A 26,210-nucleotide genomic window follows, 5' to 3' on the forward strand; every position below is an offset into this window, starting at 1 on the left:
GGGTCAGAGCGGCGCGATCCGCAGCATCATCCCGGCGTACAGCCGGTTCGGGTCCGGACCGATGACGCTCTTGTTCGCCTCGTACAGCCGCTGCCAGCCGCCCTTGACCGCGAAGCGGCGGGCGACGGCCGCGAGGGTGTCGCCGGCCTGCACGGTGTGGACGCGTCCGCTCAGCCCGTACCGCTTGGAGCAGACGGGCCAGGCGCCCCAGCCCTGCACCCGCAGGACGTCCTCGGCGACGGTGATCTGCTGCTGCCGGGTGGCCAGGTCGGCGCGGCGGGCGTACTTCAGACCGCCGTAGTCGATCCAGGTCGGCTGCCAGAACTGGAGCCCGCCGTAGTAGCCGTTGCCGGTGTTGACGTCCCAGCGCCCGCTGCTCTCGCACTCGGCGACGCACCCCCACGGCCACTGGTCCTCGGCGCAGGGGTACGCGGGCACGCCGGCCGGTCCCGGCGAAGGCGGCGGGGGTACGGCCCCGGTCGCGCCGCCCTTGGCCGCCTCGACGGCCGCCGCGGCGGCGGCGAGGGCGTCGGCGGCGGCCGCGAGCCCGGACTCGGCGGCGGTGCCGGCCACGTCCGGCAGCCCCGGTACGCCGGGTGCTCCGGGCGCTCCCGCGGCACCGGGCCCGTCGTCGCCGGGCGCGGCCGTCGCGGCGGGCGCCTGGTGGAGGGCGAGCAGCGCCGCCGCGGAGGCCGCCGCGAGCGAGCCGGCTGTCCAAAATCGGATCATCGACATCGCCGCAGGCTAGGTCGGCCTCCGGGTGCCCGGCTCCGTGCCGCGCGGAACGCTGTTCACTTCCCACCCGGTCGGAGTCACCGGCGCCGCCCCGTCCGGCCCGCCCCCGTCCGGCCCGCCTCCGCACGCGCCAGTGGCAACTTGCCTGCCTTCCGCGCGTGACCCCGCCCGCGCCTGACCCGTTGAACTCGTCATGAGACGCCCGGGAAAGGCCCGGGGTCCGTCCGTACCGACTCCAGGGAGCCCTCCGTGCCGCGCATGCTCGACGTCAGCGAGGACGTACGCGCCGAGATCGGCGACGAAGAAGCCGACCGGCTGCTCGCCGGCGACAACGCCCCGGGCAGCTACGACTGCACCTCCTGCCGCACGCCGGGCGACTCCGAGCAGGAGCGCACCAGCACGGTGCTGTTCGTCGGCGAGGAGACCGCGGTCCTCGCGTTCGCCCACGCCGAGTGCATCCCGTCGCAGGTCGTCAAGGTCGCCGAGGCCCAGCTCCAGGGCGCCGTCGCCTCCATCGCGGCGGCCGACGCCGCCGACGCGCTCTCGGCCGCCCACCCCGAGCAGGCCGTGCTCGGCGTCACCAGCGGTCTCGTCCTGATCGACGGCGAGCTGCACCCGGCGCTGGTCGTGGAGCCGACCGCGCCGGTGGCCCGGCCGGGCTCCGGCGGGCTGACCGACGAGTTCCTGTCGCTCCTCACCGAGCAGGGCTTCCAGCCGGTCGCCGACCTGAACACGGCGCCGGCCGCGCTGCCCGGCTGGTCGGTCCTGGTCGCCATGGGCCAGCTGCACTCGGTGCTCCAGCCCGGCGCCGGCGGCGCGGGCCAGACCGCCTGGTGGCAGGCGCACCAGCCGCTCCAGGTCACCGAGGGCTGGCGCGCGGCGGCCAACAAGTCGCACACCGTGCTCGTCTTCGCGGCGCCGGTCGGCTCCATCGGCCAGCAGCCGCGCGAGGACCTGCTCCGCGACGCCCTGGAGAAGGCCGCGGTGAACGGGCGCCTGGTCGCGGCCGCGATGCCGCTGGCCGGCACCTGATGGCCGACGGGCGCCCGGGGATAGGGCCGGGGGTGCCGACCGTGCCGCGCCCCCGGCGGGCCCCTCTTTCGGAGAGCCGCCCGCATCCGACGGTCGGCGGGGTCGTTGGCACCTACGTGCACCCATACGACCCTTTCCCCCAGCCGTATCCGAGTCCGATCCCCGCCATGCGCCCGGCGCAGGACCTTCCGGCCGGGTATTCGACGACGCCGATCTTCGATGCCCTGTACTCGGAGTACCGCCGGTCGTTCCGCACGCTTCCGGGTGACCGCAGCGGCGAGGAGGAGCTGGCGTTCCGGGCGTTCGGCACGGCGCGGAGCACGGGCCTCTCGGGTTTCTCGGCGGGGCTCTACGGCCAGCAGCACGCGGCGTACCCGCCGGTCTGGCAGGCCCAGCACCATCCCCCGCAGGCGGCGCTGCCGCCGGGGCCCCGCAGAAGTCTCTGAGCGCGGTCCGGACACATCGGGAAACGGCCGGGGGCCGGAGTCGTACGGAACGACTCCGGCCCCCGGCCGTGTGCGGGGAGCGGGTTACTTCTTGCGGCCGCGCTTCTCGCGGACCCGGACCGAGATGTGGATCGGGGTGCCCTCGAAACCGAACTCCTCGCGCAGCCGGCGCTCGATGAAGCGGCGGTAGCCGGCCTCCAGGAAGCCCGAGGCGAAGAGCACGAAGCGCGGGGGCTTGGTGCCGGCCTGGGTGCCGAAGAGGATGCGGGGCTGCTTGCCGCCGCGGATCGGGTGCGGGTGGGCGGCGACCAGCTCGCCCAGGAAGGCGTTGAGCCGGCCGGTGGGGACGCGGGTCTCCCAGCCGGCGAGGGCGGTCTCGATCGCCGGGACCAGCTTCTCCATGTGGCGGCCGGTCTTCGCGGACACGTTGACCCGGGGCGCCCAGGAGACCTGCTGCATCTCGGTCTCGATCTCGCGCTCCAGGTAGTAGCGGCGCTCCTCGTCGAGCTCGTCCCACTTGTTGTAGGCGATGACGATGGCGCGGCCGGACTCGACGGCCATCGTGATGATCCGCTGGTCCTGGACCGAGATGTTGTCGGTGGTGTCGATGAGGATGACCGCGACCTCGGCCTTCTCGACGGCGGCGGCCGTGCGGAGGGAGGCGTAGTAGTCGGCGCCGGCCTGGAGGTGGACCTTCTTGCGGATGCCGGCGGTGTCGACGAACTTCCAGGTCACGCCGCCGAGCTCGATCAGCTCGTCGACCGGGTCGCGGGTGGTGCCGGCCAGCTCGTTGACGACCACGCGGTCCTCGTTGGCGACCTTGTTGAGCAGGGAGGACTTGCCGACGTTGGGGCGGCCGATGAGGGCGATGCGGCGGGGACCGCCGACGGCCTGGCCGAAGCTCTGCTCGGGGGCCTCGGGCAGCTTCCGCAGGACCTCGTCGAGGAGGTCGCCGGTGCCGCGGCCGTGCAGCGAGGAGACGGGGAACGGCTCGCCGAGGCCCAGCGACCAGAGCGTGGCCGCGTCGGCCTCGCCGGACTGGCCGTCCACCTTGTTGGCGGCGAGGACGACGGGCTTGCCCGCGCGGCGGAGCAGCTTGACGACGGCCTCGTCGGTGTCGGTGGCGCCGACGGTGGCGTCCACGACGAAGAGACAGGCGTCGGCGGCCTCGATGGCGTACTCGGCCTGGGTGGCGACGGAGGCGTCGATGCCGAGGACGTCCTGCTCCCAGCCGCCGGTGTCGACGACCTTGAAGCGGCGGCCGGCCCATTCGGCCTCGTAGGTGACGCGGTCGCGGGTGACGCCCGGCTTGTCCTCGACGACCGCCTCGCGGCGCCCGATGATGCGGTTCACCAGGGTCGACTTGCCGACGTTCGGGCGGCCGACGACGGCGAGGACGGGGAGCGGCCCGTGGCCGGCCTCCTCGATCGCCTCCTCGACGGCCTCGACGTCGAAGCCCTCTTCCGCGGCGAGCTCCATGAACTCCGCGTACTCGGCGTCGCCAAGTGCCCCGTGGTCGTGCTGGTCGTTCATGAAGTCCGTTCCTTGATCATTCGTGGTCGGTGGTCCCGGCCGGCCGGAGCCGAGGGCCCACTACTGAGAGTGTCGCTCAGCGCCCGGTGAGGCGCCTGGCGTTTTTCAGGTGGTCGGTGAGGTGCTCCTGGATCCGGAGCGTGGCCTCGTCCAGCGCCTTCCGGGTCCGCCGCCCGCTGCCGTCACCGGCGTCGAAGGCGTCCCCGAAGACGACGTCCACCCGGCTGCGGAGGGCCGGCAGCCCCTTCACGAGGCGTCCGGGGCGGTCGGTGCTGCCGAGCACCGCGACCGGGACGATCGGGGCGCCGCTGCGGACGGCGAAGTAGGCGAGACCGGCGCGGAGCGAGGCGAAGTCGCCCTCGCCCCGGGTCCCCTCGGGGAAGATCCCGAGGAGCCCGCCCTGCTCCAGCACGCCGAGCGCGTTGCCGATCGCCGTCCGGTCGGTGGAGTGGCGGTCGACCTTGACCTGCCCGATGCCCTCCAGGAAGCCGCCGAGCGGGCCGACGAACGCTTCCTTCTTGATGAGGAAGTGCACGGGGCGCGGGGCGGTGCCCATGAGCATGGGGCCGTCGATGTTGTGCGCGTGGTTCACGGCGAGGATGGCGGGACCGGAGGCCGGGACCCGCCAGGCGCCGAGCACGCGCGGCTTCCAGAAGCCGTACATCAGCCCGATGCCGATGCGACGGCCGACGGCGGCCCCCTTCGCGGAGGGCTGGGTCACTTGGCGCCCGCCCGCTTCTCCTCCACCAGGGTGACGACGCACTCGATGACCTGGTCGAGGGTGAGCTCGGTCGTGTCCACCTCGACGGCGTCGCCGGCCTTGGCGAGCGGGGAGGTCTTGCGGCTGGAGTCCGCCGCGTCCCGCTTGACCAGGGCCTCCTGGGTGGCCCGTACGTCGGCGCCCTTGAGCTCGCCGGAGCGGCGGGCGGCGCGGGCCTCGGGCGAGGCGGTGAGGAAGATCTTGAGGTCGGCGTCGGGCAGGACGGTGGTGCCGATGTCCCGGCCCTCGACGACGATGCCCTGCTCGGCCTCGCGGGCGATCGTCCGCTGGAGCTCGGTGATGAGCGCGCGGACCTCCGGGACGGCGCTGACCGCGCTGACCTTGGAGGTGACCTCCTCGGTCCGGATCGGACCGGCGGCGTCGGCGCCGTCGACCGTGATGGTCGGGCGGGACGGGTCGGTGCCGGAGACGATGGAGGGCTTGCCCGCGGCGGAGGCCACGGCGTCGGCGTCGTGGACGTCCACCCCGTTGGAGATCATCCACCAGGTGATGGCCCGGTACTGTGCGCCGGTGTCCAGGTAGCTCAGCCCCAGCTTGGCGGCGACCGCCTTCGAGGTGCTCGACTTGCCCGTGCCGGAGGGGCCGTCGATGGCGACGATCACGGATTCCACGGTGAGGGGGACCTTCCTGGGTGGGCGGCGGCCCCGGCGGCAGTGCGGGACCCCTACAAGGTTACCGAGTCCCCGCACCCGTCCGGCCCGGCGTCCTCCGGCCCCGGCCCGCCCCCGCTCCCCCCGGGGGTCAGGGGGTGCGGAGGGACCAGCCCTGGGCCTGGAGGGCCTGGGAGAGGGCGGGGGCCGCCTTGGGGTCGACGCTCAGCTGGACGAGGCCCGCCTGCTGCCCGGTCGCGTGCTCGATGCGGACGTCCTCGATGTTGACCCCGGCCCGGCCGGCGTCGGCGAAGATGCGGGCCAGCTCGCCCGGCCGGTCGCTGATGAGCACCGCCACCGTCTCGTACGCGGTGGGGGCGGCGCCGTGCTTGCCGGGGACCCGCGCCCGCCCCGCGTTGCCGCGCCGGAGCACGTCCTCGACCCCGGAGGCGCCGTCCCGCCGCTTCTCCTCGTCGGCGGACTGGAGCGACCGCAGCGCGCGGACGGTCTCGTCGAGGTCGGCGGCGACGCCGGAGAGGACGTCGGCGACCGGCCCGGGGTTGGCGGAGAGGATCTCGATCCACATGCGCGGGTCGGACGCGGCGATCCGCGTCACGTCCCGGATGCCCTGGCCGCAGAGGCGTACGGCCGACTCCTCGGCCTCCTCCAGGCGCGCCGCGACCATCGAGGAGACCAGCTGGGGGGTGTGGGAGACGAGCGCGACCGCGCGGTCGTGGGCGTCGGCGTCCATGACGACGGGCACGGCGCGGCAGAGCGCGACGAGCTCCAGCGCGAGGTTGAGGACCTCGGTGTCGGTGGTCCGGGTCGGGGTGAGCACCCAGGGCCGGCCCTCGAAGAGGTCGGCGGTGGCGGCGAGCGGTCCCGAGCGCTCCTTGCCGGACATCGGGTGGCTGCCGATGTACGGGGTGAGGTCGAGGCCCAGTCCTTCCAGCTCCCGCTGCGGGCCGCCCTTGACGCTGGCCACGTCGAGGTAGCCGCGGGCGGCCCCGGCGCGCATGGCCTCGGCGAGGGTGGCGGCGACGTGCGCCGGCGGTACGGCGACGATCGCGAGGTCCACCCGGCCCTCGGGCTCGGTGTCGGTGCCCGCGCCGAGCGAGGCGGCGGTCCGGGCGCTCGCCGGGTCGTGGTCGCGCAGGTGGACCGTGACGCCCCGGCCGGCGAGGGCGAGTGCGGCGGAGGTGCCGATCAGTCCGGTTCCGATGACGAGCGCTGTTCTCACGGGGGAAGTCCTTGGGGCGCGGGGCGGTAAGGACCCAGCCTAGTCAGCCGTCGCGGGCACACGCGCGTGCGCCCGCCCTGCGAGACGCGGGGCGGGCACGCGCGCGCGTGGCGCGGGGGTTCGGGAGCCGCAGCGTCTCAGAGCTTCTGCGCGCGGATGATGTCCTCCAGCGACCCCTGCGGCATCGAGCCCTGCGGGGTCAGCTTGTCGACGGCCTGCGGCAGCTCCTGCGCGATCTGGTCGGCGGCCTGCTGCGGGGTGACCCCGGCGTCCTGCGCGACCTTCTGGAGGGTCTCGTCGGGGAGCGCCTGGGCGATCTGGGTGCCGTCGACGGGCTTGTTCTCTCCGGTGCCGATCCAGGACTGGGCCTGGTCGGCGAGGCCGGACCTGGTGAGCATGTCGAGCAGCCCGCCGAGGGGGTTCTGGCCGCCGGCGGCCGCCGCGCCGCCCCCCTGGCCGCCGCCGCCCATGAGGGCGCCGAGGAGCGAGCCGAGGATGTTGCCGCCGCCACCGCCGCTCTGGCCTCCGCCCCCGCCGAGCAGGGAGCCGAGGAGACTGCCGAGGTCGTTGCCCGCCATGGTTCTGCCTTTCGTCCGGGTTGGGGAACAGCATCAATCTCACCCATACCGGGGCATTCCGCCACCCGGAGTAGGCACGGCCGGGCGGTCCGGAGGAGCCGGGCGCGGAGGCGGGTGCGGAGACGGGCCGGGCCGGGCGCGGAGCCGAGCGGGTAGCGGGTAGAAAGGGCGGATGCTGCTCCATGTCATCCCCTTCGACGAGTGGGCCGAGTGGTCCGCGCACCCCGGTCTCCCCTACGCCCCGCCGTCGCTCGCCGCGGAGGGCTTCGTGCACTGCTCGGCGGACGAGCGGGCGGCCCTCGCGATCGCGGACGCCCGCTACCGGGACCTGCCGGGCCCGCTCCTGGTGCTGGTGATCGACGAGACCCTGCTGTCCGGGGAGGTCCGCTGGGAGGGCACGGAGGACCGGCTCTTCCCGCACGTGTACGGCCCGGTCGAGCGGTCCGCGGTGACCGCCGTCCTGGAGGTGGTGCGGGACGCGGACGGCCGTGCGAGGGAGTTGGCGCCCCGGGTGTAGGCCGGGTCCGGCGTGTTGCGGGGGCCGCGCGGCGCGCGGGGCGAAGCTGGGCCGTATGACTTCACGGACGACACCCCGCCGGACGGTCCTGCTGGCCGCGGCGGCCCTCACGACGACGACCGCGGCGGCCACCGGCTGCGGCTCGGACGGCGACGGAGGCGACGGAGGTACGGAGTCGGGCGCCCCGGCCACCACGCGGCCCACGGACGGCGCGACCGCGACCGGCCCGGCCGGCACCCCGCTGGCGAGCACCTCGGAGATCCCGGTGGGCGGCGGCACGATCTTCAAGGACCGCAAGGTGGTGGTGACGCAGCCGTCGGAGGGCGAGTTCAAGGCGTTCTCGGCGGTCTGCACCCACCAGAACTGCCTGGTGAGCAAGGTCGCGGACGGCACGATCGACTGCCCCTGCCACGGCTCGAAGTTCGCCATCGCCGACGGGGCGGTGGAGGCCGGGCCCGCGCCGCGGCCGCTGCCCGCCGAGCAGATCACCGTCTCCGGAGGGACGATCACCCTCGCGTAGCCTGGCCGCCATGGACATGTCCCCCGAGGCACTGGTGCGCGAGCACACCGTCTACGCCTGCGTGATGGGCTCGCGCGCCTTCGGTCTGGCGACCGAGGACAGCGACACCGACGTACGGGGCGTCTACCTCGCCCCGACCCCGCTCTTCTGGCGGTTCGACAAGCCCCCGGCCCATGTGGAGGGCCCCGCCCCGGAGCAGTTCAACTGGGAGCTGGAACGCTTCTGCGAGCTCGCCCTGCGCAACAACCCCAACGTCCTGGAGTGCCTCCACTCCCCGCTCGTCACCCGCACCACCGCGTGGGGCGACGAGCTCCTCGCGCTGCGCGGCGCCTTCCTCTCCCGGCAGGCCCACGGCACCTTCGTCCGGTACGCCGGCGGCCAGCGCCGCAAGCTGGAGGCGGACGTCCGCCAGTACGGGCATCCGCGCTGGAAGCACGCCATGCACCTGCTGCGGCTGCTGACCAGCTGCCGTGACCTGCTCCGCACCGGCGAGCTGCGGATCGACGTGGGCGAGGACCGGGAGCGGCTGCTCGCGGTCAAGCGCGGCGAGCTCACGTGGCCGGAGGTCGAGTCCTGGATGAACCGCCTCCAGGACGAGTCCGACGGCTCGCTCGCCGCCTCCCCGCTCCCGCCCTCCCCCGACCACGCGCGCGTGCAGGACTTCCTGGTCCGCGCCCGCCGCTCCTCGGCCCTCCTGGAGCCCTAGGGCGTGTCCAGCCGGGCCCGGACCACCAGGTCGTGGAGGGCGTCGGCGGCCCGGACCGCGTCCGGAAGCCCCGAGGCCGCCTGGGCCGCGTCGAGGACCCCGTGCAGGGCCTCCACCTCGGCCCGCGCCTCCTCCGCCGCCACCTCGGCGGCACCGTGCTCGGCGGCGGCCTTCGCGGCGACCAGGCCGGGGATCCGCGCGGGGGCCTCCGGCACCTCCCCGACGAGCGTCGGCAGATGGGCCTGGACCTCGCCGGAGCGCATCAGATGGATCCCGGTGAGCAGCGCCCGGTAGGTGTAGAGCAGCGGCTTCAGCTCGCCGCTCCGCTCGAAGAGCCGCCACTGGGTGGCGGCGAAGCCCCGGTAGTGGTGGGCGTGGTGGGTGGTGAGCACCCCGGGCACGAGGGCGGTGAGCTCGGCGTGGACCGGGGTGGTGTGCACGACCAGCGGCGAGGTCAGCTGCTCCAGGACGTAGCCGTTGCGGCGCAGCATCAGCCGGGCGAACTTCCGCAGGTCGTGCGTGACGAGGTCCATCTCGACGCCGTCGCGGTCCCACATCCGGTCCCGGGTCTCCTCGGGCTCGCGGAGCCCGACCAGCGCCTCCGCCGGGAGCAGGTGGACACCGCGCAGGTCCACGTCGGAGTCGCGGGAGGGGAACCCGTACAGGTGGGCCCCGGAGACCGTGGCGAAGAGGAGGGGGTCCGGTTCCCCGGCCACCACGGAGGTCAGGTCGGCCTTGTGGGCCTCAAGGGTGAGCGTCATGGGCCCACAGCCTCCCAGACTCCGCTCACGCGTCCCAGAGGGCCCCGAGGGCCAGCAGCTCGTCCCGGTGCTCGATCCGCGCGGTCCACTCCTCCGGCCAGGCGGCGGCGCCGAGGTGCGCCCCCGCGAAGGCGCCGGCGAGGGCGGCGATCGAGTCGGAGTCGCCCCGGGTGCAGGCGGCCCGGCGCAGGGCGGTCAGCGGCTCGCCGGGGAAGAGCAGGAAGCAGAGCAGCCCGGTGGCGAGCGCCTCCTCCGCGATCCAGCCGTCGCCCGTGTACGCACAGGGGTCGAGCTCCGGGTCGGCGGTGCGCTGCACGGCGTCGAGCCGTTCGAGCACGGCGAGGCACTCGTCCCAGCCGCGCCGGACGAAGTGGAGGGCGTCGGGGTCCTGGGAGCTGGTCCACAGGTCGCCGAGCCAGCGCTCGTGGTACCGGTCGCGGTTCTCGTACGCGTACGAGCGCAGCTGTCCGACGAGGCCGGTCGGGTCCGCGCCCCGGGCGAGCAGCCACACGGCCCGCGCGGTGAGGTCGGAGGCGGCGAGCGCGGTGGGGTGCCCGTGGGTGAGCGCGGCCTGGAGCTGGGCGGCGCCGGCGGCGGCCTCGCCGTACTCGGGCAGCAGGCCGAGGGGCGCGACCCGCATGTTGGCGCCGCAGCCCTTGGAGTGGATCTGGCTGGCGTCCTGCCAGCGGCGGTCGCCGTCGAGCAGGGCGCAGGCGCGGAGGCAGGTGTTGCCGGGGGCGCGGTTGTTCTCGGGCGAGTGGTACCAGGTGACGAACTCGCGGCGGAGGGTGTCGGCGAACCGCTCGGGGCCCGCGACTCCCCGCTCCCGGACGGACCGCAGGGCGCGGGCGACGGCGAGGGTCATCTGGGTGTCGTCGGTGATCTTGCCGTCGTCGGGCAGCGCCAGCTCCCGCCAGGGCCCGTACAGGCTGATGATCATCGGTACGTCGGAGAACTCCGTGCGGCGGCCGAGCGCGTCGCCCAGCGCCAGCCCCATCAGCGTCCCCGTGGCGGCCTGCTTGGTCATGCGGAGGGTCATGCGGATCGTCCTTCCGGTCGGAGCAGTGGCGGGTGGAGGGCCGTGGCCTCTCCCGCCCGGTAGAGCGCGGCCGGTTTCCCCCGTCCGCCGGTGCGGCGCGGCGGCCCTTCCACGGCCTCGACGAAGCCGGGCGTGGTGAGGACCTTGCGCCGGAAGTTGGGGCGGTCCAGCGGGACGCCCCAGACCGTCTCGTACACCTGCCGGAGCTCGCCGAGGGTGAACTCGGGCGGGCAGAAGGCGGTGGCGAGGCAGGTGTACTCCAGCTTGGCGCCGACGCGCGTCCGGGCGTCGGCGAGGATGCGGTCGTGGTCGAAGGCGAGCGCCGGGACCTCGTTGTAGGGCAGCCAGCGGGCCTCGGCGGCGTCGCCGCCGCCGCGCGGCTCGGGCAGGTCGGGGAGGAGCGCCGTGTACGCGACCGAGACGACCCGCATCCTGGGGTCGCGGTCGGGTTCGGTGTAGGTGCGGAGCTGTTCGAGGTGGAGCCCGGCGACGGTGGCGCCGGACAGTCCGGTCTCCTCGGCGAGTTCGCGGCGGGCCGCGGCGCCGGCGGACTCGCGGGGCAGCACGAAGCCGCCGGGGAGCGCCCAGGCGCCCGCGTACGGCTCCTGGCCGCGCTGGACGAGGAGGACGTGCAGCCGGCCGGCGCGGACGGTGAGGACGGCGAGGTCGACGGTGACGGCGAAGGGCTCGAAGGCCCGGGGGTCGTACCCCTCGGGGCGCGGCGGGGTGCTGTTCATCGGCGCTCCGGGAGGGGGTCGGTGAAGTGCCAGCCCTCGGCGAGCAGTGCGTCGACGGCGGCGACGGCGGTGGCGAGGCGCTCCTCGTGGGGTCCGGTGAGGACGACGGTGCGGCGGCCGCTGTGGGCGAGCTGGGTGAGGAAGCGGGCGGTCATCCAGGGCCGGAGGTGTTCGCCGTCGCGGAGGCCGTCGTCCTCGAAACCGACGCCCCGGTGGTCGGTGAGCAGCCACAGGTGCTGCCGGCCGCGGGCGGCGATCTCGCCGGTGGCGGCGCTGGCGGTGCCCAGGTACCGCTCGTGCCAGATGGTGGTGGCGAAGGCGTCCGTGTCGCAGACGAGGACGGGCGAGCCGTCGCGGGCGGCCTCCTCCTCCAGCTCGGCCTGGCGCTGGGCGATGACGGGGAAGTCGGAGGTGTGGAAGGCGACCTCGGACCAGTCGGCGCCGGGGCGCACGGCCCGCAGTTCGGCGAGCTTGAGTTCGCTGTACTCGCGGCCGTACTCGGGGACGTACCGGGTGCGCGCCCAGATCCCGCCGCGCCGCCGGTAGTGGTCGGCGAGGGCGAGCGCCATGGTGGTGGTGCCGGTGGACTCGGCGCCGAGGACGACGACGCGGCGGGTGAGCGCGGCCCGGACGGGCGCGGCGAGGAAGTCCCAGCAGCCCGCGGGGTCGGCGCGGACGGCGGTGCCGGAGACGGGGAAGGCGGCCCGGTCGGGGTCGACGAGGACGGACACGGCGCCGAAGCGGCGGGCGAGCTCCTCGCCGTACGGCTCCGAGGTGAAGACGGCGTCGACGGCCTCGGGGACGGCGGCCCGGAAGACGGCCATGTGGGCGTCCCAGACGGCGGGGTCGGTGAGGTCGACGGGGATGTCGTCGACGGCGCCGACGACGAGGGCGTCGGGGTGGACCTCCCGCATCCAGGCGACCCGCTCCTCCAGCGGCACGGACTCGGCGGAGGAGGCGCAGACGAGGACGGTGACGCGCGCGCAGTCGGCGAGGGCGCGGCGGACCAGGTGGTGGTGTCCCGCGTGCGGCGGGTAGAACTTGCCGAGGACGAGGCCGTGGCCGTGGCGGGTGCTCACGCGGCCGCCTCCAGCGGGCGCCGTCCGGCGGCGAGGCCGCGGCTCCAGCCGCGCAGCCCGGCCACGCAGAGGGCCAGGAAGCCGACGTACAGCAGCGAGGTCAGGTAGAGGCCCTTGTGGGCGTACAGGGGGATGTAGACCACGTCGGCGGCGATCCACAGCCACCAGGACTCCAGGCGCTTGCGGCACTGGCCGTAGGTGGCCATGAGGGAGAGGCCGGTGGTGAGGGCGTCCCAGAAGGGGACGGTGGAGTCGGTGGCGCGGTCGAGCAGGAGGGTGAGGGCGAGGGTCCCCACCGTCCCCGCCGCGAGCAGCCAGGCCCACTCGGTGCGGGTGGTGCGCCGCACCGGCAGGGCCTCGGAGGAGCCTGGTCCACCCCCGTGGGTCCAGGTCCACCAGCCGTAGGCGGCGAGGACGATGAAGACGATCTGGAGGCCGGCGTCGGCGTAGAGGCCGGCCTGGGTGAAGAGCAGCACGAAGAAGAGGTTGTTGGCGATGCCGACCGGCCAGTTGGCGAGGTGCTGCCGGGCGACGAGCCAGACGCACAGGGCGCCGCTGCCGAAGCCGAGGACCTCGGTCCAGGCGACCGGGGTGTCCAGCAGCGTGAAGAGCGGCCGCTGGAGGGGTTCGAGTACGTCCGCGAGGCTCACGCCCGCCTCCTTAAGAGTCACCCTGACTATAAAAGGTGCGGGGGCCGCGCACAAGACGGTCGCGGGGCCGCGCACAAGACGGAGAACGCGAAGGGCCCCGTCTCCGCGGCGCGGAGACGGGGCCCTTCCGGTCAGGAGGCGGGTCCTACAGACCGACTTCCTTCATCAGCATGCCGACCTCGGTGTTGGACAGGCGGCGCAGCCAGCCCGACTTCTGGTCGCCCAGGCCGATCGGGCCGAAGGCGGTGCGGACCAGCTTCTCGACCGGGAAGCCCGCCTCGGCGAGCATCCGGCGGACGATGTGCTTGCGGCCCTCGTGGAGCACGACCTCGACCAGGTAGTTCTTGCCGGTCTGCTCGACCACGCGGAAGTGGTCGGCGCGGGCGTAGCCGTCCTCCAGCTCGATGCCGTCCTTGAGCCGCTTGCCGACCTCGCGGGGCAGCGGGCCGGTGATGGCGGCCAGGTAGGTCTTCTTCACGCCGTACTTGGGGTGGGTGAGACGGTGGGCCAGCTCGCCGTGGTTGGTGAGCAGGATGATGCCCTCGGTCTCCGTGTCGAGCCGGCCGACGTGGAAGAGCCGGGTCTCGCGGTTGGTGACGTAGTCGCCCAGGCACTGACGGCCGTCCGGGTCCTCCATGGTGGAGACCACGCCGGCCGGCTTGTTCAGCGCGAAGAACTGGTACGACTGCGTGGCGACGGTCAGGCCGTCGACACGGATCTCGTCCTTCTCCGGGTCCACGCGGAGGCCCTGCTCCAGGACGATCTCGCCGTTGACCTCGACGCGGGCCTGCTCCACCAGCTCCTCGCAGGCGCGACGCGAGCCGTAGCCGGCGCGGGCCAGCACCTTCTGCAGCCGCTCGCCCTCCTGCTCGGCGCCCGGGAAGGTCTTCGGGGTCTTGACCTGGGGCTTGTTCGCGTACCGCTCGCGGTTGCGCTCCTCGGTCCTGGCCTCGTACTCGCGCGAGCGCGCCGGGGCCGTGCGGCCGCCGCCCCGCTGCGGCTGCTGCTTCGGGGACTGCCGGGGACCGCCCTTGGCACCGCCCCGGGCGGTGTCGCCGCGGCCCTTGCGGGGGGCCGAGCCGCCCTTGGCGCCGTCCGAGGGCATGCTCACGTCGTAGCTGCGCTCCTCGGGGCGGGCCTTGCGGGGGCGGCCGGCGCTCTGGCCGCGCTCGTCGCGGCCGTTGCCCGCGCCCCGGTAGTTGTTGCCGCGGCCGCCGCTCTTGGCACCACGGCTCCCGCCGTTGCTTCCGCTGTTCCTGCCGCTGCTGCTTCGCATCACGCTTCCGTCGTCTCTTGGTCCGCTGGTTCGTCCCTGTCGGGATCGAACGACGGAACGCCTTCCAGGGAGTCCGGTTCGACCGCGTCCGCCTCGGGGAGGAAGGGCGCGAGCTCCGGGAGCTCGTCCAGGCCGCGCAGGCCCATCCGCTCCAGGAAGTAGTTCGTCGTCCTGTACAGGATCGCACCTGTTTCGGGTTCCGTGCCCGCCTCCTCCACCAGACCCCTCTGGAGGAGGGTCCGCATCACGCCGTCGCAGTTGACCCCTCGGACGGCGGAGACCCGGCTGCGGCTGACCGGCTGGCGGTACGCGACCACCGCCAGGGTCTCCAGCGCGGCCTGGGTCAGCCGGGCCTGCTGCCCGTCGAGGACGAACGCCTCGACGGCGGCGGCGTGGGCGGGCCGGGTGTAGTAGCGCCAGCCGCCGGCGACCCGGCGCAGCTCGAAGCCGCGCCCGTCGGCGGTGTACTCGTCGGCCAGCTCGTGGAGGGCGTCGGCGACCTCGCGCGGGGCGCGGTCGAGGACCTTGGCGAGGTGGGCCTCGGTGGCGGGCTCGTCGACGACCATGAGGACGGCTTCGAGGGCGGGCTTGAGGTCGCTCATGCGGGCTCCGGTGCTTCCTGGTCGAACTCTGCCGTGACGCGGGTCTCACCGTCGCCGCCGGTCCAGGAGACCGAGAGCTCGCCGAGCGGGTCCTCCTGGTCGAGGGCGACGGCCTTCTCCCGGTAGAGCTCCAGGAGGGCGAGGAAGCGGGCGACGACGGTGAGGGTGTCCCCGGCGTCCTCGACCAGCTCCCGGAAGGAGGCGGTGCCGCGCTCGCGCAGCAGGGCGGCGACGATCCCCGCCTGCTCCTGGACGCTGACCAGCGGGGCGTGGATGTGGTCCACGTACACCCGCGGCTCCGCCTTGGGCTGCATCGCCTTCACGGCGAGCTTCGCGAAGCCCTCGGCGCCGATGGAGAGGACGACCTCGGGCAGCAGCTCGGCGTGGTGCGGCTCCAGGCCGACGGTCCTGGGGTGACGGCGGCCCTCCGCCTCCCAGCGCTCGGCGAGGATCTCGGCGATCCGCTTGTACGCGCGGTACTGGAGGAGCCGGGCGAAGAGCAGGTCGCGCGCCTCCAGGAGGGCGAGGTCGGCCTCGTCCTCCACCTCGGCGGCGGGCAGCAGCCGGGCGGCCTTCAGATCGAGCAGGGTGGCGGCGACGACCAGGAACTCGGTGGTCTGGTCGAGGTCGCCGTCGGGCCCGAGGTTCCTGATGTGGGCCATGAACTCGTCGGTGACCTGCGAGAGGGCGACCTCGGTGACGTCCAGCTTGTGCTTGGTGATCAGCTGGAGCAGCAGGTCGAACGGCCCCTCGAAGTTCGCGAGCCGCACCTTGAACCGCCCGTCCCCGGCGTCACCCACGGGAACGGCTTCGGGGGCGGGAGCGGTCTGCGGGGCGGGAACGGCCTCCGGGTCCGGAACGACCTCCGGAGCGGGAACGGCCTCCGGGGCGGGAGCAGCCTCCGGGTCCGCAGCAGCCTCCGGGGCGGGAACGGCCTCCGGTACGCCCTCGGGCTCCTCGGCCGACACGGCCCCAGGCTCTTCGCCCGGTACGCCCCCGGGCAGCCCGCCGCCCCGTCCCAGCGTGCGGCGGCGCGGTGGGCGGGACGTTTCGTCAGCGTGCGGGTGCATCGGGGGCGGTTCCAGGGGTACGGGGGCGGTGCCGCCCGCAGGCTACCCTCAGCGGCCGCGCAGACGGCGGACGAGGATGCTCGCGTCGCCGCGGGACTCCAGGTCCGCCAGGACCACGGCGACCGCCTCGCGGACGATCCGCCCGCGGTCGACGGCGAGGCCGTGCTCGCCGCGCAGCACCAGCCGCGCGTGCTCCAGGTCCATCAGCTCCTCGGCGGAGACGTAGACCGTGATCTTCTCGTCGTGGCGCTCCCGTCCGCTGGGGCGCCGGTTGGTGGTCCGGCCCCGGCGCCGCGCGGGCGCCGCCGCCTGAGCGGCGGGCTTCGCGGGGGCGGGCTGCTGCGCGGGGGCCTGCTCGGTCTCCCGGGCGCGCGGCCCGTCCGCCTCGGGCTCGGCCGCGGCGTGCTCGGCGGAGCCGGAGGCACCGCCGTCCGCGCCGGCCGCCGTGTCGCTCTCGCCCGCCGGAGCGGGAACGGTTCGGCGGGGCGAGGACGCCTGTAGCGCCATCCCCCCGGTCGTACGGAAGAGTTCGTCGGCTCCGGGCAGACTCACTCGGCGTGACACCGGGCGAGCACCTCCCTGGCGAGCTGGCGGTAGGCGGCGGCGCCCACGGAGTTGGAGGCGTACGTGGTGATGGGCTCGCCGGCGACCGTGGTCTCCGGGAAGCGCACCGTCCGGCCGATCACCGTGTGGTAGACGTGCTCGTCGAACGCCTCGACGACCCGCGCGAGCACCTCACGGGAGTGCACGGTCCGGGAGTCGTACATCGTGGCGAGGATGCCGTCGAGCTCCAGCTCGGGATTGAGCCGCTCCTGCACCTTCTCGATGGTCTCCGTCAGCAGCGCGACACCGCGCAGGGCGAAGAACTCGCACTCCAGCGGGACGATGACCTTGTGAGCCGCCGTCAGGGCGTTCACGGTCAGCAGGCCGAGCGAGGGCTGACAGTCGATCACGATGTAGTCGTAGTCGTTCATCAGCGGCTTGAGGGCGCGCTGGAGCGTGGACTCGCGCGCGACCTCGGAGACCAGCTGCACCTCGGCGGCGGAGAGGTCGATGTTGCTCGGCAGCAGGTCCATGTTGGGGACCGCCGTCTTGAGCAGCACCTCGTCCGCCGACATGCCCCGCTCCATGAGCAGGTTGTAGACGGTGAGGTCGAGCTCCATCGGGTTCACGCCGAGGCCGACCGACAGGGCGCCCTGCGGGTCGAAGTCGACGAGCAGCACCCGCCGTCCGTACTCGGCCAGCGCGGCGCCCAGGTTGATGGTCGACGTGGTCTTGCCGACGCCGCCCTTCTGGTTGCACATCGCGATGATCTTGGCGGGGCCGTGGTCGGTCAGCGGGCCCGGGATCGGGAAGTACGGGAGCGGCCGTCCGGTGGGGCCGATCCGCTCGCGGCGCTGGCGGGCAGCGTCGGGCGCGAGGGTGGCCGCGTACTCCGGGTCGGGCTCGTACTCGGCGTCGGGGTCGTAGAAGTGCCCCTCGGGCAGCTCGTCGTAGGCGGCGAAGTGGGTGGACTCTCGGCCCATCTCGTTGCCGGCCGTGGCGTTCACGTGTAGGCCGTCCATCGTCTTCAGCGTGTGGGTTGTCGTCATGGGCTGGTGCGTCGCGAAGGTCCGCACCGCGACGGAGCCGACCGGGGCACCTGGCGCACCGCTCCCGGGAGTAAATGTCGACTCATTCACAAGTCGTCTTACCTCCTTGGATGTGACCAGGAACATTTATCGATCTGTCAGCGTGGCACCATGCCGACGGTTGGCGACTCTATGGCGTGTCACCGCTCCGCAGCAACACAATCGCCCGGACCCGGCCCGTTGTGTCGGCGACCGAACACGCCTCTGTCAAGGGTGCGCGGCCACGCATCCACACGTTTCAGGGGTGTGCGAAACGGTTAAAGGGTTACGTTCGACGCGAGTTGACCGAACGTTTTGGCGTGGCCGGAGACACAGCCGGCCGGACCTTGTCGAACAAGGTCCGGCCGGGTGTGTGACATTGACGGTGGGGTTGACGGGGCCGCCGTCGGACCGTCGGTCGGGGCGCCCGAGGGTCAGCCGATGAGGGTGCTCAGCTCGACGTGCTCGTAGCCGTGCGCCTCGGCGACCTCCTTGTAAACCACCTTGCCGTCATGGGTGTTGAGGCCCAGGGCGAGGGCGGAGTCACGGCGGAGCGCCTCGGCCCAGCCGTTGTTCGCCAGCGACACGATGTAGGGCATCGTGGCGTTGGTGAGGGCGTAGGTGGAGGTGTTCGGGACCGCGCCGGGCATGTTCGCCACGCAGTAGAAGACCGAGTTGTGGACCTGGAAGGTCGGCTCGGCGTGGGTGGTCGGGTGCGAGTCCTCGAAGCAGCCGCCCTGGTCGATCGCGATGTCGACAAGGACACTTCCGGGCTTCATCTTGGCGACGAGCTCGTTGGTGACCAGCTTCGGGGCCTTGGCGCCCGGGATGAGGACGGCGCCGATGACGAGGTCGGCCTCGACGACGGCCTTCTCCAGCTCGTAGGCGTTGGAGACGATCGTCTGCACCTTGGTGCCGAAGATCTTGTCGGCCTCGCGGAGCTTGTTGATGTCGCGGTCGAGCAGGGTCACGTGGAAGCCCATGCCGACGGCGATCTGGGTGGCGTTCCAGCCGGAGACGCCGCCGCCGATGACGACGGCCTTGCCGGCGTGGGTGCCGGGGACGCCGCCGGGGAGGACGCCGCGGCCGCCGGCCGAGCGCATCAGGTGGTAGGCGCCGACCTGCGGGGCCAGGCGGCCCGCGACCTCGGACATCGGGGCGAGCAGCGGGAGCGCGCGGTTCGCGGTCTCGACCGTCTCGTACGCGATGGCGGTGGTGCCGGACTCCAGGAGGGCGTCCGTGCACTCCTTGGAGGCGGCGAGGTGCAGGTAGGTGAAGAGCGTCTGGTCCTTGCGGAGGCGGTGGTACTCCTCCGCGATCGGCTCCTTGACCTTGAGGAGCAGGTCGGCGGTGGCCCAGACCTCGTCGGCGGTGGCGAGGATCTCCGCGCCCGCGGAGACGTACTCCTCGTCCGTGATCGAGGAGCCGACGCCGGCGTTCTGCTCGATGAAGACCTGGTGGCCGTTGCGGACGAGCTCGTGGACACCGGCGGGGGTGATGGCCACGCGGAACTCGTTGTTCTTGACCTCGCGGGGGATGCCGACCTTCATCGTCGATCACGGTCCTTGAATCAGGGGGATAACTGGTGCACTGCGATACATACCCGGATGCACTGCGGCACACCGAGGCAGACCACGTTCGAACGCGGCGGAACCAGTCTAATGAAGGAGTTCCCGCTGTCTAGCCTTTCAAAGTACTAATCTTCTGCGGAGCCACTGCGGATTTCGTAGGCAAAGCGTTCGGTTTCCAGCAGACGATCAGCCGCGGCCCGGTGCAGCCGGGCCGCCGCGGGGTCGCCGAGCCGGTCGAGGGTGTCGGCGAGCCGGAGCTGGAGCGCCGCCTGGAGCCGGGTGTCCCGGGCCCGGCGGGCCCACTCGACCGCCTCCTCGCAGGTCCGCAGCGACTCCTCGGGCCGGCCGGCGTACTCCTGCACGCGGGCCGCCTCGCTCAACGCCCGCGCGTGGCCCGGGAGATCGCCGAGCCTGCGGTACCCGGCCGCGGCCGCCCGCCAGTGCCGCAGCGCCTCCCCGTACCGCCCGGCATAGGTCTGGACGGCGCCGAGACGGGCATACAGGCGCGCCTGGTCGGCCCGCTCGTCATGGGCGAGGCGCTGGGCGAGGGCGCGGCCGTACCAGTCGCCGGCCCGCTGCCAGTCGCCGAGCTCCTGGTAGCTGCCACCTACGGATTCCATTGCGCGACCGGTGGCGTACGGGTCATTTGCTTGCCTTCCGGCCTCCCACGCCAACCGATATCGCAGCAACGCGTCCTTCGCGCGGCCCGTCCGGGCGTCGAGGTCGCCGAGGTTCAGGAGGGCCGCGGCGCGCTCCCGGTGAAGCCCGCGCCGCTCGGCGACATCGAGGACGAGCCGGTGCAGCCCATAGAGGTCGGGGGCAGCGGCCTCGGCGCCGCCGTGCGCGGTGAGCGCCCGGACCAGGGAGGCGATGAGCCGGCGGGCGAGGGTGTCCAGCTCCCCGTCGGCGACGGCGAGCCGGGCGCATGCGAGCAGCGCCGGTCTGCGGGCGGACAGCCAGCGGGCGGCGTCCTCGGGGGTGGGGAAGCGCAGGGCGCGCGGCAGGCCGGCGAGCTTGCGCCGGGCCGGGGAGCCCTCGGGTTCGGTGACCGCACGGCAGGACTGGAGGAGCCGTACGGTCCGCTCCAGCATCCGGGCCCGGGCGAGCTGCACCTCGGCGGGCCGGTCGCGCTCCTCCAGCTGGGCGCGGAGCAGGGGGACGAGATGGCCGGGGGCCTCGTACTCCCCGTCCCCGGTCTCGGTGACCAGGCCCAGGCGGGCGAAGTCCGCGAGGGTGGCGGCCGCCGCCGAGACCGAGCAGCCGGCCAGGGCGGAGGCGGTGTGGGCGTCGGCCCGGCCGAGCGGGGCGAGCGCCAGGAAGCGCAGTATCCGGGCGGCCGGCTGGGGCAGCGCCTCGTGGGCGAGGAGGAAGGTACGGGTGAGCGGGTCGCCGTTCAGGCCGCGGAGCCGTTTGGCGAGGTCGGCGACGGAGGTCTCGGGCCGGCCGGCCAGCCAGCCGCCGGCCAGCACCACCGCGCCGGGCAGTCCGCCGCACTCCTCGACCAGCGCCTCGGCGGCCTGCGGGTCGACGGTGATGCGGACCGAACCGGTGGCGGAGGTCAGCAGCTCGATGGCCGACTTGGGGTCGAGCCCGCCGAGGGTGCAGGGCCGTACGTCCGGGATTCCGGTGAGCGGCCCCCGGGCCACCGCGACGACGAGGGCGTCGGGGTTGTCCGGGAGCAGCGGATCGGCCTGCTCGGCGTCGACGGCGTCGTCGAGGAGCAGCACCGCGCGGCGCTCGCCGAGCGCCGCGCGGACCAGTTCGGTCAGCTCGTCCTCGGCGGCGCCGGGGGGTTCGGCGACCCCGAGGTCGCGGAGGAGTTCGCGGGCGGCGCGGGCGGTGGGGACGGGCTCGCCGCCGGGCTCGGTGAGCCGGGCCCGGTAGACCCCGTCGGGGTAGCGGCCGGCGAGCGAGGCGATCAGTTCCTCGGCGAGTGCGGTACGGCCGGAGCCGGGCCGGCCCGCGACGAGGAGGACGCGCGCGCGGGGTTCCTTGCGTCCGGTGAGGGTGTCGAGACCGGTCCGCTCGATGTCGGCGCGGAGGGCCTTCAACTCCCGCTGCCGGCCGTAGAACTGCCGGCTGCCGGCCGCTGCCACCGCCTGATCCGTCACGGGCCACGCTCCCGTCCACCTGCGCATTAGCGATCCCGCCGGGGACTCCGCACGGGCGTGTACGAGCGTAGTTCAGCCCCCCGGGCGTCCCCGGCGGAGCGCGGCGGACACATCCCCCGATCGGATCAGCAGACAGTCACACCGGCCCCGCCCCGTTGCGGGCGGGCGCGCGAACCGCGACGCAGGCGCTACGCCTCGAACGGCCGGGCCGGCCACGGCGCGTCGGCCGGCCGGAGCGCGTCGACCCCGTCGCCCGCCCGCGCCGCGACCAGCGACAGGACGCCCACCACGAGGCAGTTGTTGTGCAGCTCGCCGGCGAGGACCCCGCGCACGAGCTCGTCCAGCGGGACCCGGGCCACCTCCATGTCGGCCTCCTCCTCGGAGACCGCGTACCGCTCCCCCTCCGCCTCGGCGAGGTCGCGCGCCAGGAAGATCCGTACGGCCTCGTCGCAGCCGCCCGGGGTGGTGTACACGTCCGCGAGGACCCGCCACTCCCCCGCCTTGGCGTGCGCCTCCTCGTACAGCTCGCGCTGGGCGGCGTGCAGCGGGTTCTCACCGGGCACGTCGAGGAGTCCCGCCGGGATCTCCCAGAGCTTCTGCCGCACCGGGTGACGGTACTGGCGCAGCACCAGCACCCGGTCCTGCTCGTCCACGGCCAGGACGGCCACGGAGCCCGGGTGGACCTGGTAGTCGCGCCGGACGACCGTGCCGTCCGGCATCACGACGTCGTCCGTGCGGACACTCGTCTTGTTGCCCGTGAAGGGGGTCGTGGTGGCGACGACCCGCCACTCCTCCGGGGTGTCCTGCACCTGCATGCCTGCGTCCTCCCACACACGAAACACACGAACCACTCGAACCACACGAACCACACGAACCACATACGAAACCGGGGTACCGGTCCGTCAGGACCCGTACCCCGGCAACGTTAACGCCTTACTGCTTCTTGCCGGTCTTGCGCTCGACGGCCGCCTTGACCAGGCCCGCGAAGAGCGGGTGCGGGCGGGTCGGGCGGGACTTCAGCTCCGGGTGCGCCTGGGTGGCGACCAGGTAGGGGTGGATCTCCTTCGGGTACTCGACGAACTCGACGAGCTTGTTGTCCGGGGAGGTGCCGGAGAAGACCAGACCGGCCTTCTTCTCCAGCTCGGCGCGGTACGCGTTGTTCACCTCGTAGCGGTGACGGTGGCGCTCCTCGACGTACGGCTCGTCGGCGTAGGCCGCGCGGACGACCGAGCCCTCGGCGAGCTTCGCCGGGTAGAGGCCCAGGCGCATCGTGCCGCCCAGGTCGCCGGCGCCCTCCACGTAGGCGAGCTGCTCCTCCATCGTGGAGACGACGGGGTGCGCGGTGGCCGGGTCGAACTCGGTGGAGTTCGCCTCGGGGATGCCCGCCAGGTTCCGGGCCGCCTCGATGACGATGCACTGGAGGCCGAGGCAGATGCCGAGCAGCGGCACCTTGTGCTCGCGGGCGTACTGGATGGCGCCGACCTTGCCGGAGACGCCGCGGTCGCCGAAGCCGCCGGGGATGAGGATCGCGTCGCAGTCGCCGAGCTGCTTCTCGGCGTCCGCCGGGGTCTTGCAGTCGTCGGAGGTGACCCACTTGACCTTGACCCGCGCCTTGTTGGCGAAGCCGCCGGCGCGCATGGCCTCGGTGACCGAGAGGTAGGCGTCGGGCAGGTCGATGTACTTGCCGACGAGCGCGACGGTGACCTCGTGCTCCGGGTTGTGGACGCGGTCCAGGAGGTCCTCCCAGACGGTCCAGTCCACGTCGCGGAAGGGCAGGTCGAGCTTGCGCACCACGTAGGCGTCGAGGCCCTCGGAGTGCAGCACCTTCGGGATGTCGTAGATCGACTTGGCGTCGATGGCGGCGACCACGGCGGCCTCGTCGACGTCGCACATCAGCGAGATCTTGCGCTTGATGGCGGTGGGGACCTCGCGGTCGGCGCGCAGCACGATCGCGTCGGGCTGGATGCCGATGTTGCGCAGGGCGGCGACCGAGTGCTGGGTCGGCTTGGTCTTCAGCTCGCCCGAGGGGCCGATGTAGGGCAGCAGCGAGATGTGGACGACGAAGACGTTGTCGCGGCCGACCTCGTGGCGGACCTGGCGGACGGTCTCCAGGAAGGGCAGCGACTCGATGTCGCCGACGGTGCCGCCGACCTCGGTGATGACGACGTCGACGTCGTCGGTGGCCATGCGGCGGATCCGCGACTTGATCTCGTTGGTGATGTGCGGGATGACCTGCACGGTGTCACCGAGGTACTCGCCGCGCCGCTCCTTGGCGATGACCTGCGAGTAGACCTGGCCGGTGGTGACGTTGGCCGAGCCGTCGAGGTCGACGTCGAGGAAGCGCTCGTAGTGGCCGATGTCCAGGTCGGTCTCGGCGCCGTCGTTGGTGACGAACACCTCACCGTGCTGGAAGGGGTTCATCGTGCCCGGGTCGACGTTCAGGTAGGGGTCGAGCTTCTGCATCGTGACCCGCAGGCCCCGGGCCTTGAGGAGCGCACCCAGGCTGGAGGCGGTCAGGCCCTTGCCGAGGGAGGAGGCGACACCCCCGGTGACGAAGATGTGCTTGGTCGTCGTGGTGTTGGGCGGCATCGCCAAGAGGGGGCTCCCGTGGTCGCGTTCTGGAGGTGCGAAGCGGCTGGTCCTCCGGAAGAATCGGGGGTGCCGTCGCTGCGGTTTCGGGGGTTTCGGCTGGCGCCGTTTCCCACCGGTCCACGGGGTACCAGGGTATCAGTGACAGCAGGAGACCGCTTCCGGCCACACGGTCGGCACACCGGCGGACCGCGCGGACCGGGCCCCGGCGGGGCCGTCCGGGGGATCCGGCGGACCGCGGGATTCCGCCCGCGCGGGGCGGCGGACCGGGTCGCCGGCGGGGCCGCGGCCGGGTCGGGGGAAGGGAGGAGGCCCAGGGGAAACGTTCGGGCAAACGTCCGGGGAACACCTGGTTCACCCATGTGGAGCAGTGCGCTACCCGGGCGATGATCACGGTCACTAGGGTGCGGACCATCCCGCCCGGCCTCGTCCCCGGGCGGCCGGACGCCGGCGCCACCCCCGCCCGTGGAACCGGACCGGGAGCCCGTGTCGCTTCCCCCTCGACCCGCTGCCGGGGCCGGCCATCCCGCACACTGGCACCGCGGGCACCTCTCGCAACTCGCAACCCGCAAGCATTGCCGCACGCGCCCCGAGGGGCGGACAGGCCGTACGACTGGAGTGAAGCACGTGGCCGGGCGTATCGAGGATTACGCACTCATCGGAGACATGCAGACCGCGGCGCTGGTCTGCCGGGACGGCAGCGTCGACTGGCTCTGCCTGCCCCGCTTCGACTCGCACGCGGTCTTCGCGGGGCTGCTCGGCACCGAGGAACACGGATTCTGGAGAGTGGGACCGGCCGGCCCGGCCGACGCCGAGCCCGCCCCCGCCGACCGCCGCCGCTACCGGGGCGACTCGCTGGTCCTCGAATCCGAGTGGGACACCCCGCGCGGCACAGTCCGCGTGACCGACTTCATGCCGCCGCGCGACGGCGCGCCCCAGCTGATCCGGATCGTGGAGGGGATCAGCGGCCGGGTGCGGATGCGGTCCGCGCTGCGGATGCGGTTCAGCTACGGCCGGATCGTGCCCTGGGTCCACAAGGTCGGCGAGCGCACGGTCGCGGTGGCCGGGCCCGACTCCGTCTGGTTCGACACCGAGGCCGAGACCCACGGCGAGGACCTCACCACGTACTCCGAGTTCACCGTCACCGCCGGCGAGCGGATCGCCTTCACGCTCTCCTGGCAGCCCTCGCACAAGGACGCGCCGCCGCTGCCCGACCCGGAGGGCTCGCTCACGGCGACCACCGACTTCTGGCGCGACTGGGTGAGCCACTGCACCTACCACGGCCCCTACCGGGAGGCCGTGGTCCGCTCGCTGATCACCCTGAAGGCCCTGACGTACGCGCCCACCGGCGGGATCGTCGCCGCGCCGACGACCTCCCTGCCGGAGGAGATCGGCGGCGTACGGAACTGGGACTACCGCTACACCTGGCTGCGGGACGCGGCCATCACCCTCTCCTCGATGCTGCGCACCGGCTACCGCGAGGAGGCCCGCGCCTGGCGGGACTGGCTGCTCCGGGCGGTCGCCGGCGACCCGGAGAACCTCCAGATCATGTACGGCATCGCGGGCGAGCGGGAGCTCGGCGAGGCGGAGCTGGACTGGCTGCCGGGGTACGAGAACTCCGGCCCGGTCCGGGTCGGCAACGGCGCCGCCAGCCAGCTCCAGCTCGACGTGTACGGCGAGGTCACCGAGGCCCTGCACCTGGCCCACATGACGGGCCTGTCCCGCAACGACTACGCGGCCCTGCTCCAGATCAAGCTGATCAACTACCTGGAGAAGAACTGGAACCAGCCCGACGAGGGCATCTGGGAGGTCCGCGGCCCGCGCCGGCACTTCACCCACTCCAAGGTGATGGCCTGGGTGGCGGTGGACCGCACCATCAAGCTGATCGAGTCCGGCGACGCGGACGGACCCCTGGAGCGCTGGCGCGAGCTGCGCGACGAGATCCACCGGGACGTCTGCGAGAAGGGCTACGACAAGGAGCGGAACACCTTCACCCAGTCGTACGGCTCCAAGGAGCTGGACGCCTCGCTGCTGCTGATCCCGCAGATGGGCTTCCTCCCGCCGGACGACAAGCGGGTGATCGGCACCATCGAGGCGATCCAGCGGGAGCTGTCCACCGAGGACGGCTTCGTGCTGCGCTACCCCACGGCCGGCGAGGAGGCGGGCGTCGACGGCCTGGAGGGCGACGAGGGCGCCTTCCTCGCCTGCTCCTTCTGGCTCGCCGACGACCTGGCGATGATCGGCCGGGTCGACGAGGCCCGCACCCTCTTCGAGAAGCTGCTCTCGCTCCGCAACGACCTGGGGCTGCTCGCCGAGGAGTGGGACCCGCGGCTCCAGCGGCAGGTGGGCAACTTCCCGCAGGCGTTCAGCCACGTGCCGCTGATCGACACCGCCCTGCGGCTGACCGCGAGCGGCGCCTACGGCGGCTGAGCGGCCG

The 26,210-nt window shown here is 73.3% G+C and carries 26 protein-coding genes; 6 read left to right on the top strand and 20 right to left on the bottom strand.

The window, feature by feature from the left end; all coding sequences use genetic code 11:
• Positions 1 to 3 precede the first annotated feature (3 nt).
• Positions 4 to 735, bottom strand: a complete 732-nt coding sequence (locus tag ACIGHB_RS25380; RefSeq protein ID WP_388872288.1) for a transglycosylase family protein — start codon at positions 733 to 735, stop codon at positions 4 to 6.
• Positions 736 to 984: 249 nt separating this feature from the next.
• Here ACIGHB_RS25380 and ACIGHB_RS25385 point away from each other — a divergent pair, with 249 nt between their 5' ends.
• Together ACIGHB_RS25385 and ACIGHB_RS25390 are read left to right on the top strand one after the other, a co-directional pair.
• On the top strand, positions 985 to 1,767 hold the full coding sequence (locus tag ACIGHB_RS25385) for a hypothetical protein (RefSeq protein ID WP_360318399.1): 783 nt from the start codon (positions 985 to 987) through the stop codon (positions 1,765 to 1,767).
• Positions 1,768 to 1,934: 167 nt separating this feature from the next.
• Positions 1,935 to 2,213, top strand: coding sequence for a hypothetical protein (locus ACIGHB_RS25390; RefSeq protein ID WP_360318397.1), 279 nt, complete (start codon positions 1,935 to 1,937; stop codon positions 2,211 to 2,213).
• 84 nt (positions 2,214 to 2,297) lie between these two features.
• On the opposite strand, the gene der is transcribed toward ACIGHB_RS25390, so the two are convergent.
• From der to ACIGHB_RS25415, 5 genes are all read right to left on the bottom strand, one after another.
• Positions 2,298 to 3,746, bottom strand: a complete 1,449-nt coding sequence (gene der / locus ACIGHB_RS25395; RefSeq protein ID WP_360318395.1) for a ribosome biogenesis GTPase Der — start codon at positions 3,744 to 3,746, stop codon at positions 2,298 to 2,300.
• A 76-nt stretch (positions 3,747 to 3,822) separates the two neighbouring features.
• The gene (locus ACIGHB_RS25400) at positions 3,823 to 4,410 is read right to left on the bottom strand and encodes a lysophospholipid acyltransferase family protein (RefSeq protein WP_399916143.1); all 588 of its coding nucleotides are present in this window, start codon (positions 4,408 to 4,410) and stop codon (positions 3,823 to 3,825) included.
• A gap of 53 nt (positions 4,411 to 4,463) precedes the next feature.
• Positions 4,464 to 5,138: a (d)CMP kinase gene (gene cmk, locus ACIGHB_RS25405; RefSeq protein WP_399916079.1), complete on the bottom strand. Its 675-nt coding sequence runs from the start codon at positions 5,136 to 5,138 to the stop codon at positions 4,464 to 4,466.
• A gap of 130 nt (positions 5,139 to 5,268) precedes the next feature.
• Positions 5,269 to 6,357: a prephenate dehydrogenase gene (locus tag ACIGHB_RS25410; RefSeq protein ID WP_360318391.1), complete on the bottom strand. Its 1,089-nt coding sequence runs from the start codon at positions 6,355 to 6,357 to the stop codon at positions 5,269 to 5,271.
• A gap of 137 nt (positions 6,358 to 6,494) precedes the next feature.
• Positions 6,495 to 6,935: a YidB family protein gene (locus ACIGHB_RS25415; RefSeq protein ID WP_360318389.1), complete on the bottom strand. Its 441-nt coding sequence runs from the start codon at positions 6,933 to 6,935 to the stop codon at positions 6,495 to 6,497.
• A gap of 172 nt (positions 6,936 to 7,107) precedes the next feature.
• On the opposite strand from ACIGHB_RS25415, the gene ACIGHB_RS25420 reads away from it, so the two are divergent.
• The 3 genes from ACIGHB_RS25420 to ACIGHB_RS25430 are packed head-to-tail and all read left to right on the top strand — an operon-like array spanning position 7,108 to position 8,678.
• Positions 7,108 to 7,452, top strand: coding sequence for a DUF952 domain-containing protein (locus ACIGHB_RS25420; RefSeq protein WP_360318387.1), 345 nt, complete (start codon positions 7,108 to 7,110; stop codon positions 7,450 to 7,452).
• A 55-nt stretch (positions 7,453 to 7,507) separates the two neighbouring features.
• Entirely contained in the window at positions 7,508 to 7,972 is a 465-nt protein-coding gene (locus ACIGHB_RS25425) for a Rieske (2Fe-2S) protein (protein ID WP_399916082.1), read from the top strand.
• Positions 7,973 to 7,988: 16 nt separating this feature from the next.
• Positions 7,989 to 8,678 carry a DNA polymerase beta superfamily protein gene (locus ACIGHB_RS25430; RefSeq protein WP_360318407.1) on the top strand — a complete coding sequence of 230 codons (690 nt, stop codon included), beginning with the start codon at positions 7,989 to 7,991 and terminating at the stop codon, positions 8,676 to 8,678.
• On the opposite strand, the gene ACIGHB_RS25435 is transcribed toward ACIGHB_RS25430, so the two are convergent.
• From ACIGHB_RS25435 to ACIGHB_RS25500, 14 genes are all read right to left on the bottom strand, one after another.
• Complete coding sequence (locus tag ACIGHB_RS25435; protein WP_399916084.1) at positions 8,675 to 9,439, bottom strand: DNA polymerase beta superfamily protein; 765 nt, start codon at positions 9,437 to 9,439, stop codon at positions 8,675 to 8,677. The two genes, ACIGHB_RS25430 and ACIGHB_RS25435, sit on opposite strands and share 4 nt — an antisense overlap.
• A 25-nt stretch (positions 9,440 to 9,464) precedes the next feature.
• A complete protein-coding gene (locus ACIGHB_RS25440) occupies positions 9,465 to 10,478 on the bottom strand; it encodes an ADP-ribosylglycohydrolase family protein (protein ID WP_399916086.1) in 1,014 nt (337 codons plus the stop codon).
• On the bottom strand, positions 10,475 to 11,215 hold the full coding sequence (locus ACIGHB_RS25445) for an NUDIX hydrolase (RefSeq protein ID WP_399916088.1): 741 nt from the start codon (positions 11,213 to 11,215) through the stop codon (positions 10,475 to 10,477). The genes ACIGHB_RS25440 and ACIGHB_RS25445 overlap by 4 nt, the downstream gene beginning before the upstream one ends.
• Entirely contained in the window at positions 11,212 to 12,294 is a 1,083-nt protein-coding gene (locus ACIGHB_RS25450; RefSeq protein ID WP_360318377.1) for an AAA family ATPase, read from the bottom strand. The genes ACIGHB_RS25445 and ACIGHB_RS25450 overlap by 4 nt, the downstream gene beginning before the upstream one ends.
• Positions 12,291 to 12,944: a nicotinamide riboside transporter PnuC gene (gene pnuC, locus ACIGHB_RS25455; RefSeq protein WP_360318375.1), complete on the bottom strand. Its 654-nt coding sequence runs from the start codon at positions 12,942 to 12,944 to the stop codon at positions 12,291 to 12,293. The genes ACIGHB_RS25450 and pnuC overlap by 4 nt, the downstream gene beginning before the upstream one ends.
• Before the next feature lie 145 nt (positions 12,945 to 13,089).
• Positions 13,090 to 14,220 carry a pseudouridine synthase gene (locus ACIGHB_RS25460; RefSeq protein WP_360318373.1) on the bottom strand — a complete coding sequence of 377 codons (1,131 nt, stop codon included), beginning with the start codon at positions 14,218 to 14,220 and terminating at the stop codon, positions 13,090 to 13,092.
• Entirely contained in the window at positions 14,220 to 14,822 is a 603-nt protein-coding gene (gene scpB / locus ACIGHB_RS25465) for an SMC-Scp complex subunit ScpB (protein ID WP_360318371.1), read from the bottom strand. Before scpB ends, ACIGHB_RS25460 begins: the two co-directional genes overlap by 1 nt.
• Positions 14,819 to 15,892 (bottom strand): segregation and condensation protein A, encoded by a 1,074-nt coding sequence (locus tag ACIGHB_RS25470; RefSeq protein ID WP_399916091.1) that lies wholly within the window; start codon positions 15,890 to 15,892, stop codon positions 14,819 to 14,821. Before ACIGHB_RS25470 ends, scpB begins: the two co-directional genes overlap by 4 nt.
• A 48-nt stretch (positions 15,893 to 15,940) precedes the next feature.
• Positions 15,941 to 16,456 carry a hypothetical protein gene (locus tag ACIGHB_RS25475; protein WP_399916093.1) on the bottom strand — a complete coding sequence of 172 codons (516 nt, stop codon included), beginning with the start codon at positions 16,454 to 16,456 and terminating at the stop codon, positions 15,941 to 15,943.
• Complete coding sequence (locus ACIGHB_RS25480) at positions 16,441 to 17,484, bottom strand: ParA family protein (protein ID WP_399916096.1); 1,044 nt, start codon at positions 17,482 to 17,484, stop codon at positions 16,441 to 16,443. The genes ACIGHB_RS25475 and ACIGHB_RS25480 overlap by 16 nt, the downstream gene beginning before the upstream one ends.
• A 452-nt stretch (positions 17,485 to 17,936) precedes the next feature.
• Positions 17,937 to 19,052 carry an alanine dehydrogenase gene (gene ald / locus ACIGHB_RS25485; RefSeq protein ID WP_360318365.1) on the bottom strand — a complete coding sequence of 372 codons (1,116 nt, stop codon included), beginning with the start codon at positions 19,050 to 19,052 and terminating at the stop codon, positions 17,937 to 17,939.
• Between the two features lie 146 nt (positions 19,053 to 19,198).
• A complete protein-coding gene (locus ACIGHB_RS25490) occupies positions 19,199 to 21,211 on the bottom strand; it encodes an AAA family ATPase (protein ID WP_399916098.1) in 2,013 nt (670 codons plus the stop codon).
• 161 nt (positions 21,212 to 21,372) lie between these two features.
• Positions 21,373 to 21,999: an NUDIX domain-containing protein gene (locus ACIGHB_RS25495; RefSeq protein ID WP_388872237.1), complete on the bottom strand. Its 627-nt coding sequence runs from the start codon at positions 21,997 to 21,999 to the stop codon at positions 21,373 to 21,375.
• Positions 22,000 to 22,117: 118 nt separating this feature from the next.
• On the bottom strand, positions 22,118 to 23,773 hold the full coding sequence (locus tag ACIGHB_RS25500; RefSeq protein WP_388873250.1) for a CTP synthase: 1,656 nt from the start codon (positions 23,771 to 23,773) through the stop codon (positions 22,118 to 22,120).
• Between the two features lie 627 nt (positions 23,774 to 24,400).
• Here ACIGHB_RS25500 and ACIGHB_RS25505 point away from each other — a divergent pair.
• Positions 24,401 to 26,203, top strand: coding sequence for a glycoside hydrolase family 15 protein (locus ACIGHB_RS25505; RefSeq protein WP_360318356.1), 1,803 nt, complete (start codon positions 24,401 to 24,403; stop codon positions 26,201 to 26,203).
• Positions 26,204 to 26,210: the final 7 nt, after the last annotated feature.

Origin of the sequence: Streptomyces sp. NPDC085460, assembly GCF_044541975.1 — a bacterium.
Taxonomy (GTDB): Bacteria; Actinomycetota; Actinomycetes; order Streptomycetales; family Streptomycetaceae; genus Streptomyces.

Bases quoted from the DNA above. Each gene is read 5' to 3' on its own strand.
- ACIGHB_RS25495 (WP_388872237.1), bottom strand. From the start codon at position 21,999: ATGCAGGTGCAGGACACCCCGGAGGAGTGGCGGGTCGTCGCCACCACG.
- ACIGHB_RS25425 (WP_399916082.1), top strand. From the start codon at position 7,508: ATGACTTCACGGACGACACCCCGCCGGACGGTCCTGCTGGCCGCGGCG.
- ACIGHB_RS25390 (WP_360318397.1), top strand. From the start codon at position 1,935: ATGCGCCCGGCGCAGGACCTTCCGGCCGGGTATTCGACGACGCCGATC.
- ACIGHB_RS25400 (WP_399916143.1), bottom strand. From the start codon at position 4,410: ATGTACGGCTTCTGGAAGCCGCGCGTGCTCGGCGCCTGGCGGGTCCCG.
- ald (WP_360318365.1), bottom strand. From the start codon at position 19,052: ATGAAGGTCGGCATCCCCCGCGAGGTCAAGAACAACGAGTTCCGCGTG.
- ACIGHB_RS25440 (WP_399916086.1), bottom strand. From the start codon at position 10,478: ATGACCCTCCGCATGACCAAGCAGGCCGCCACGGGGACGCTGATGGGG.
- ACIGHB_RS25460 (WP_360318373.1), bottom strand. From the start codon at position 14,220: ATGCGAAGCAGCAGCGGCAGGAACAGCGGAAGCAACGGCGGGAGCCGT.
- der (WP_360318395.1), bottom strand. From the start codon at position 3,746: ATGAACGACCAGCACGACCACGGGGCACTTGGCGACGCCGAGTACGCG.
- ACIGHB_RS25380 (WP_388872288.1), bottom strand. From the start codon at position 735: ATGTCGATGATCCGATTTTGGACAGCCGGCTCGCTCGCGGCGGCCTCC.
- ACIGHB_RS25420 (WP_360318387.1), top strand. From the start codon at position 7,108: ATGCTGCTCCATGTCATCCCCTTCGACGAGTGGGCCGAGTGGTCCGCG.
- ACIGHB_RS25490 (WP_399916098.1), bottom strand. From the start codon at position 21,211: ATGCGCAGGTGGACGGGAGCGTGGCCCGTGACGGATCAGGCGGTGGCA.
- ACIGHB_RS25435 (WP_399916084.1), bottom strand. From the start codon at position 9,439: ATGACGCTCACCCTTGAGGCCCACAAGGCCGACCTGACCTCCGTGGTG.
- ACIGHB_RS25445 (WP_399916088.1), bottom strand. From the start codon at position 11,215: ATGAACAGCACCCCGCCGCGCCCCGAGGGGTACGACCCCCGGGCCTTC.
- ACIGHB_RS25500 (WP_388873250.1), bottom strand. From the start codon at position 23,773: ATGCCGCCCAACACCACGACGACCAAGCACATCTTCGTCACCGGGGGT.
- ACIGHB_RS25415 (WP_360318389.1), bottom strand. From the start codon at position 6,935: ATGGCGGGCAACGACCTCGGCAGTCTCCTCGGCTCCCTGCTCGGCGGG.
- ACIGHB_RS25430 (WP_360318407.1), top strand. From the start codon at position 7,989: ATGTCCCCCGAGGCACTGGTGCGCGAGCACACCGTCTACGCCTGCGTG.
- ACIGHB_RS25480 (WP_399916096.1), bottom strand. From the start codon at position 17,484: ATGACGACAACCCACACGCTGAAGACGATGGACGGCCTACACGTGAAC.
- ACIGHB_RS25470 (WP_399916091.1), bottom strand. From the start codon at position 15,892: ATGCACCCGCACGCTGACGAAACGTCCCGCCCACCGCGCCGCCGCACG.
- scpB (WP_360318371.1), bottom strand. From the start codon at position 14,822: ATGAGCGACCTCAAGCCCGCCCTCGAAGCCGTCCTCATGGTCGTCGAC.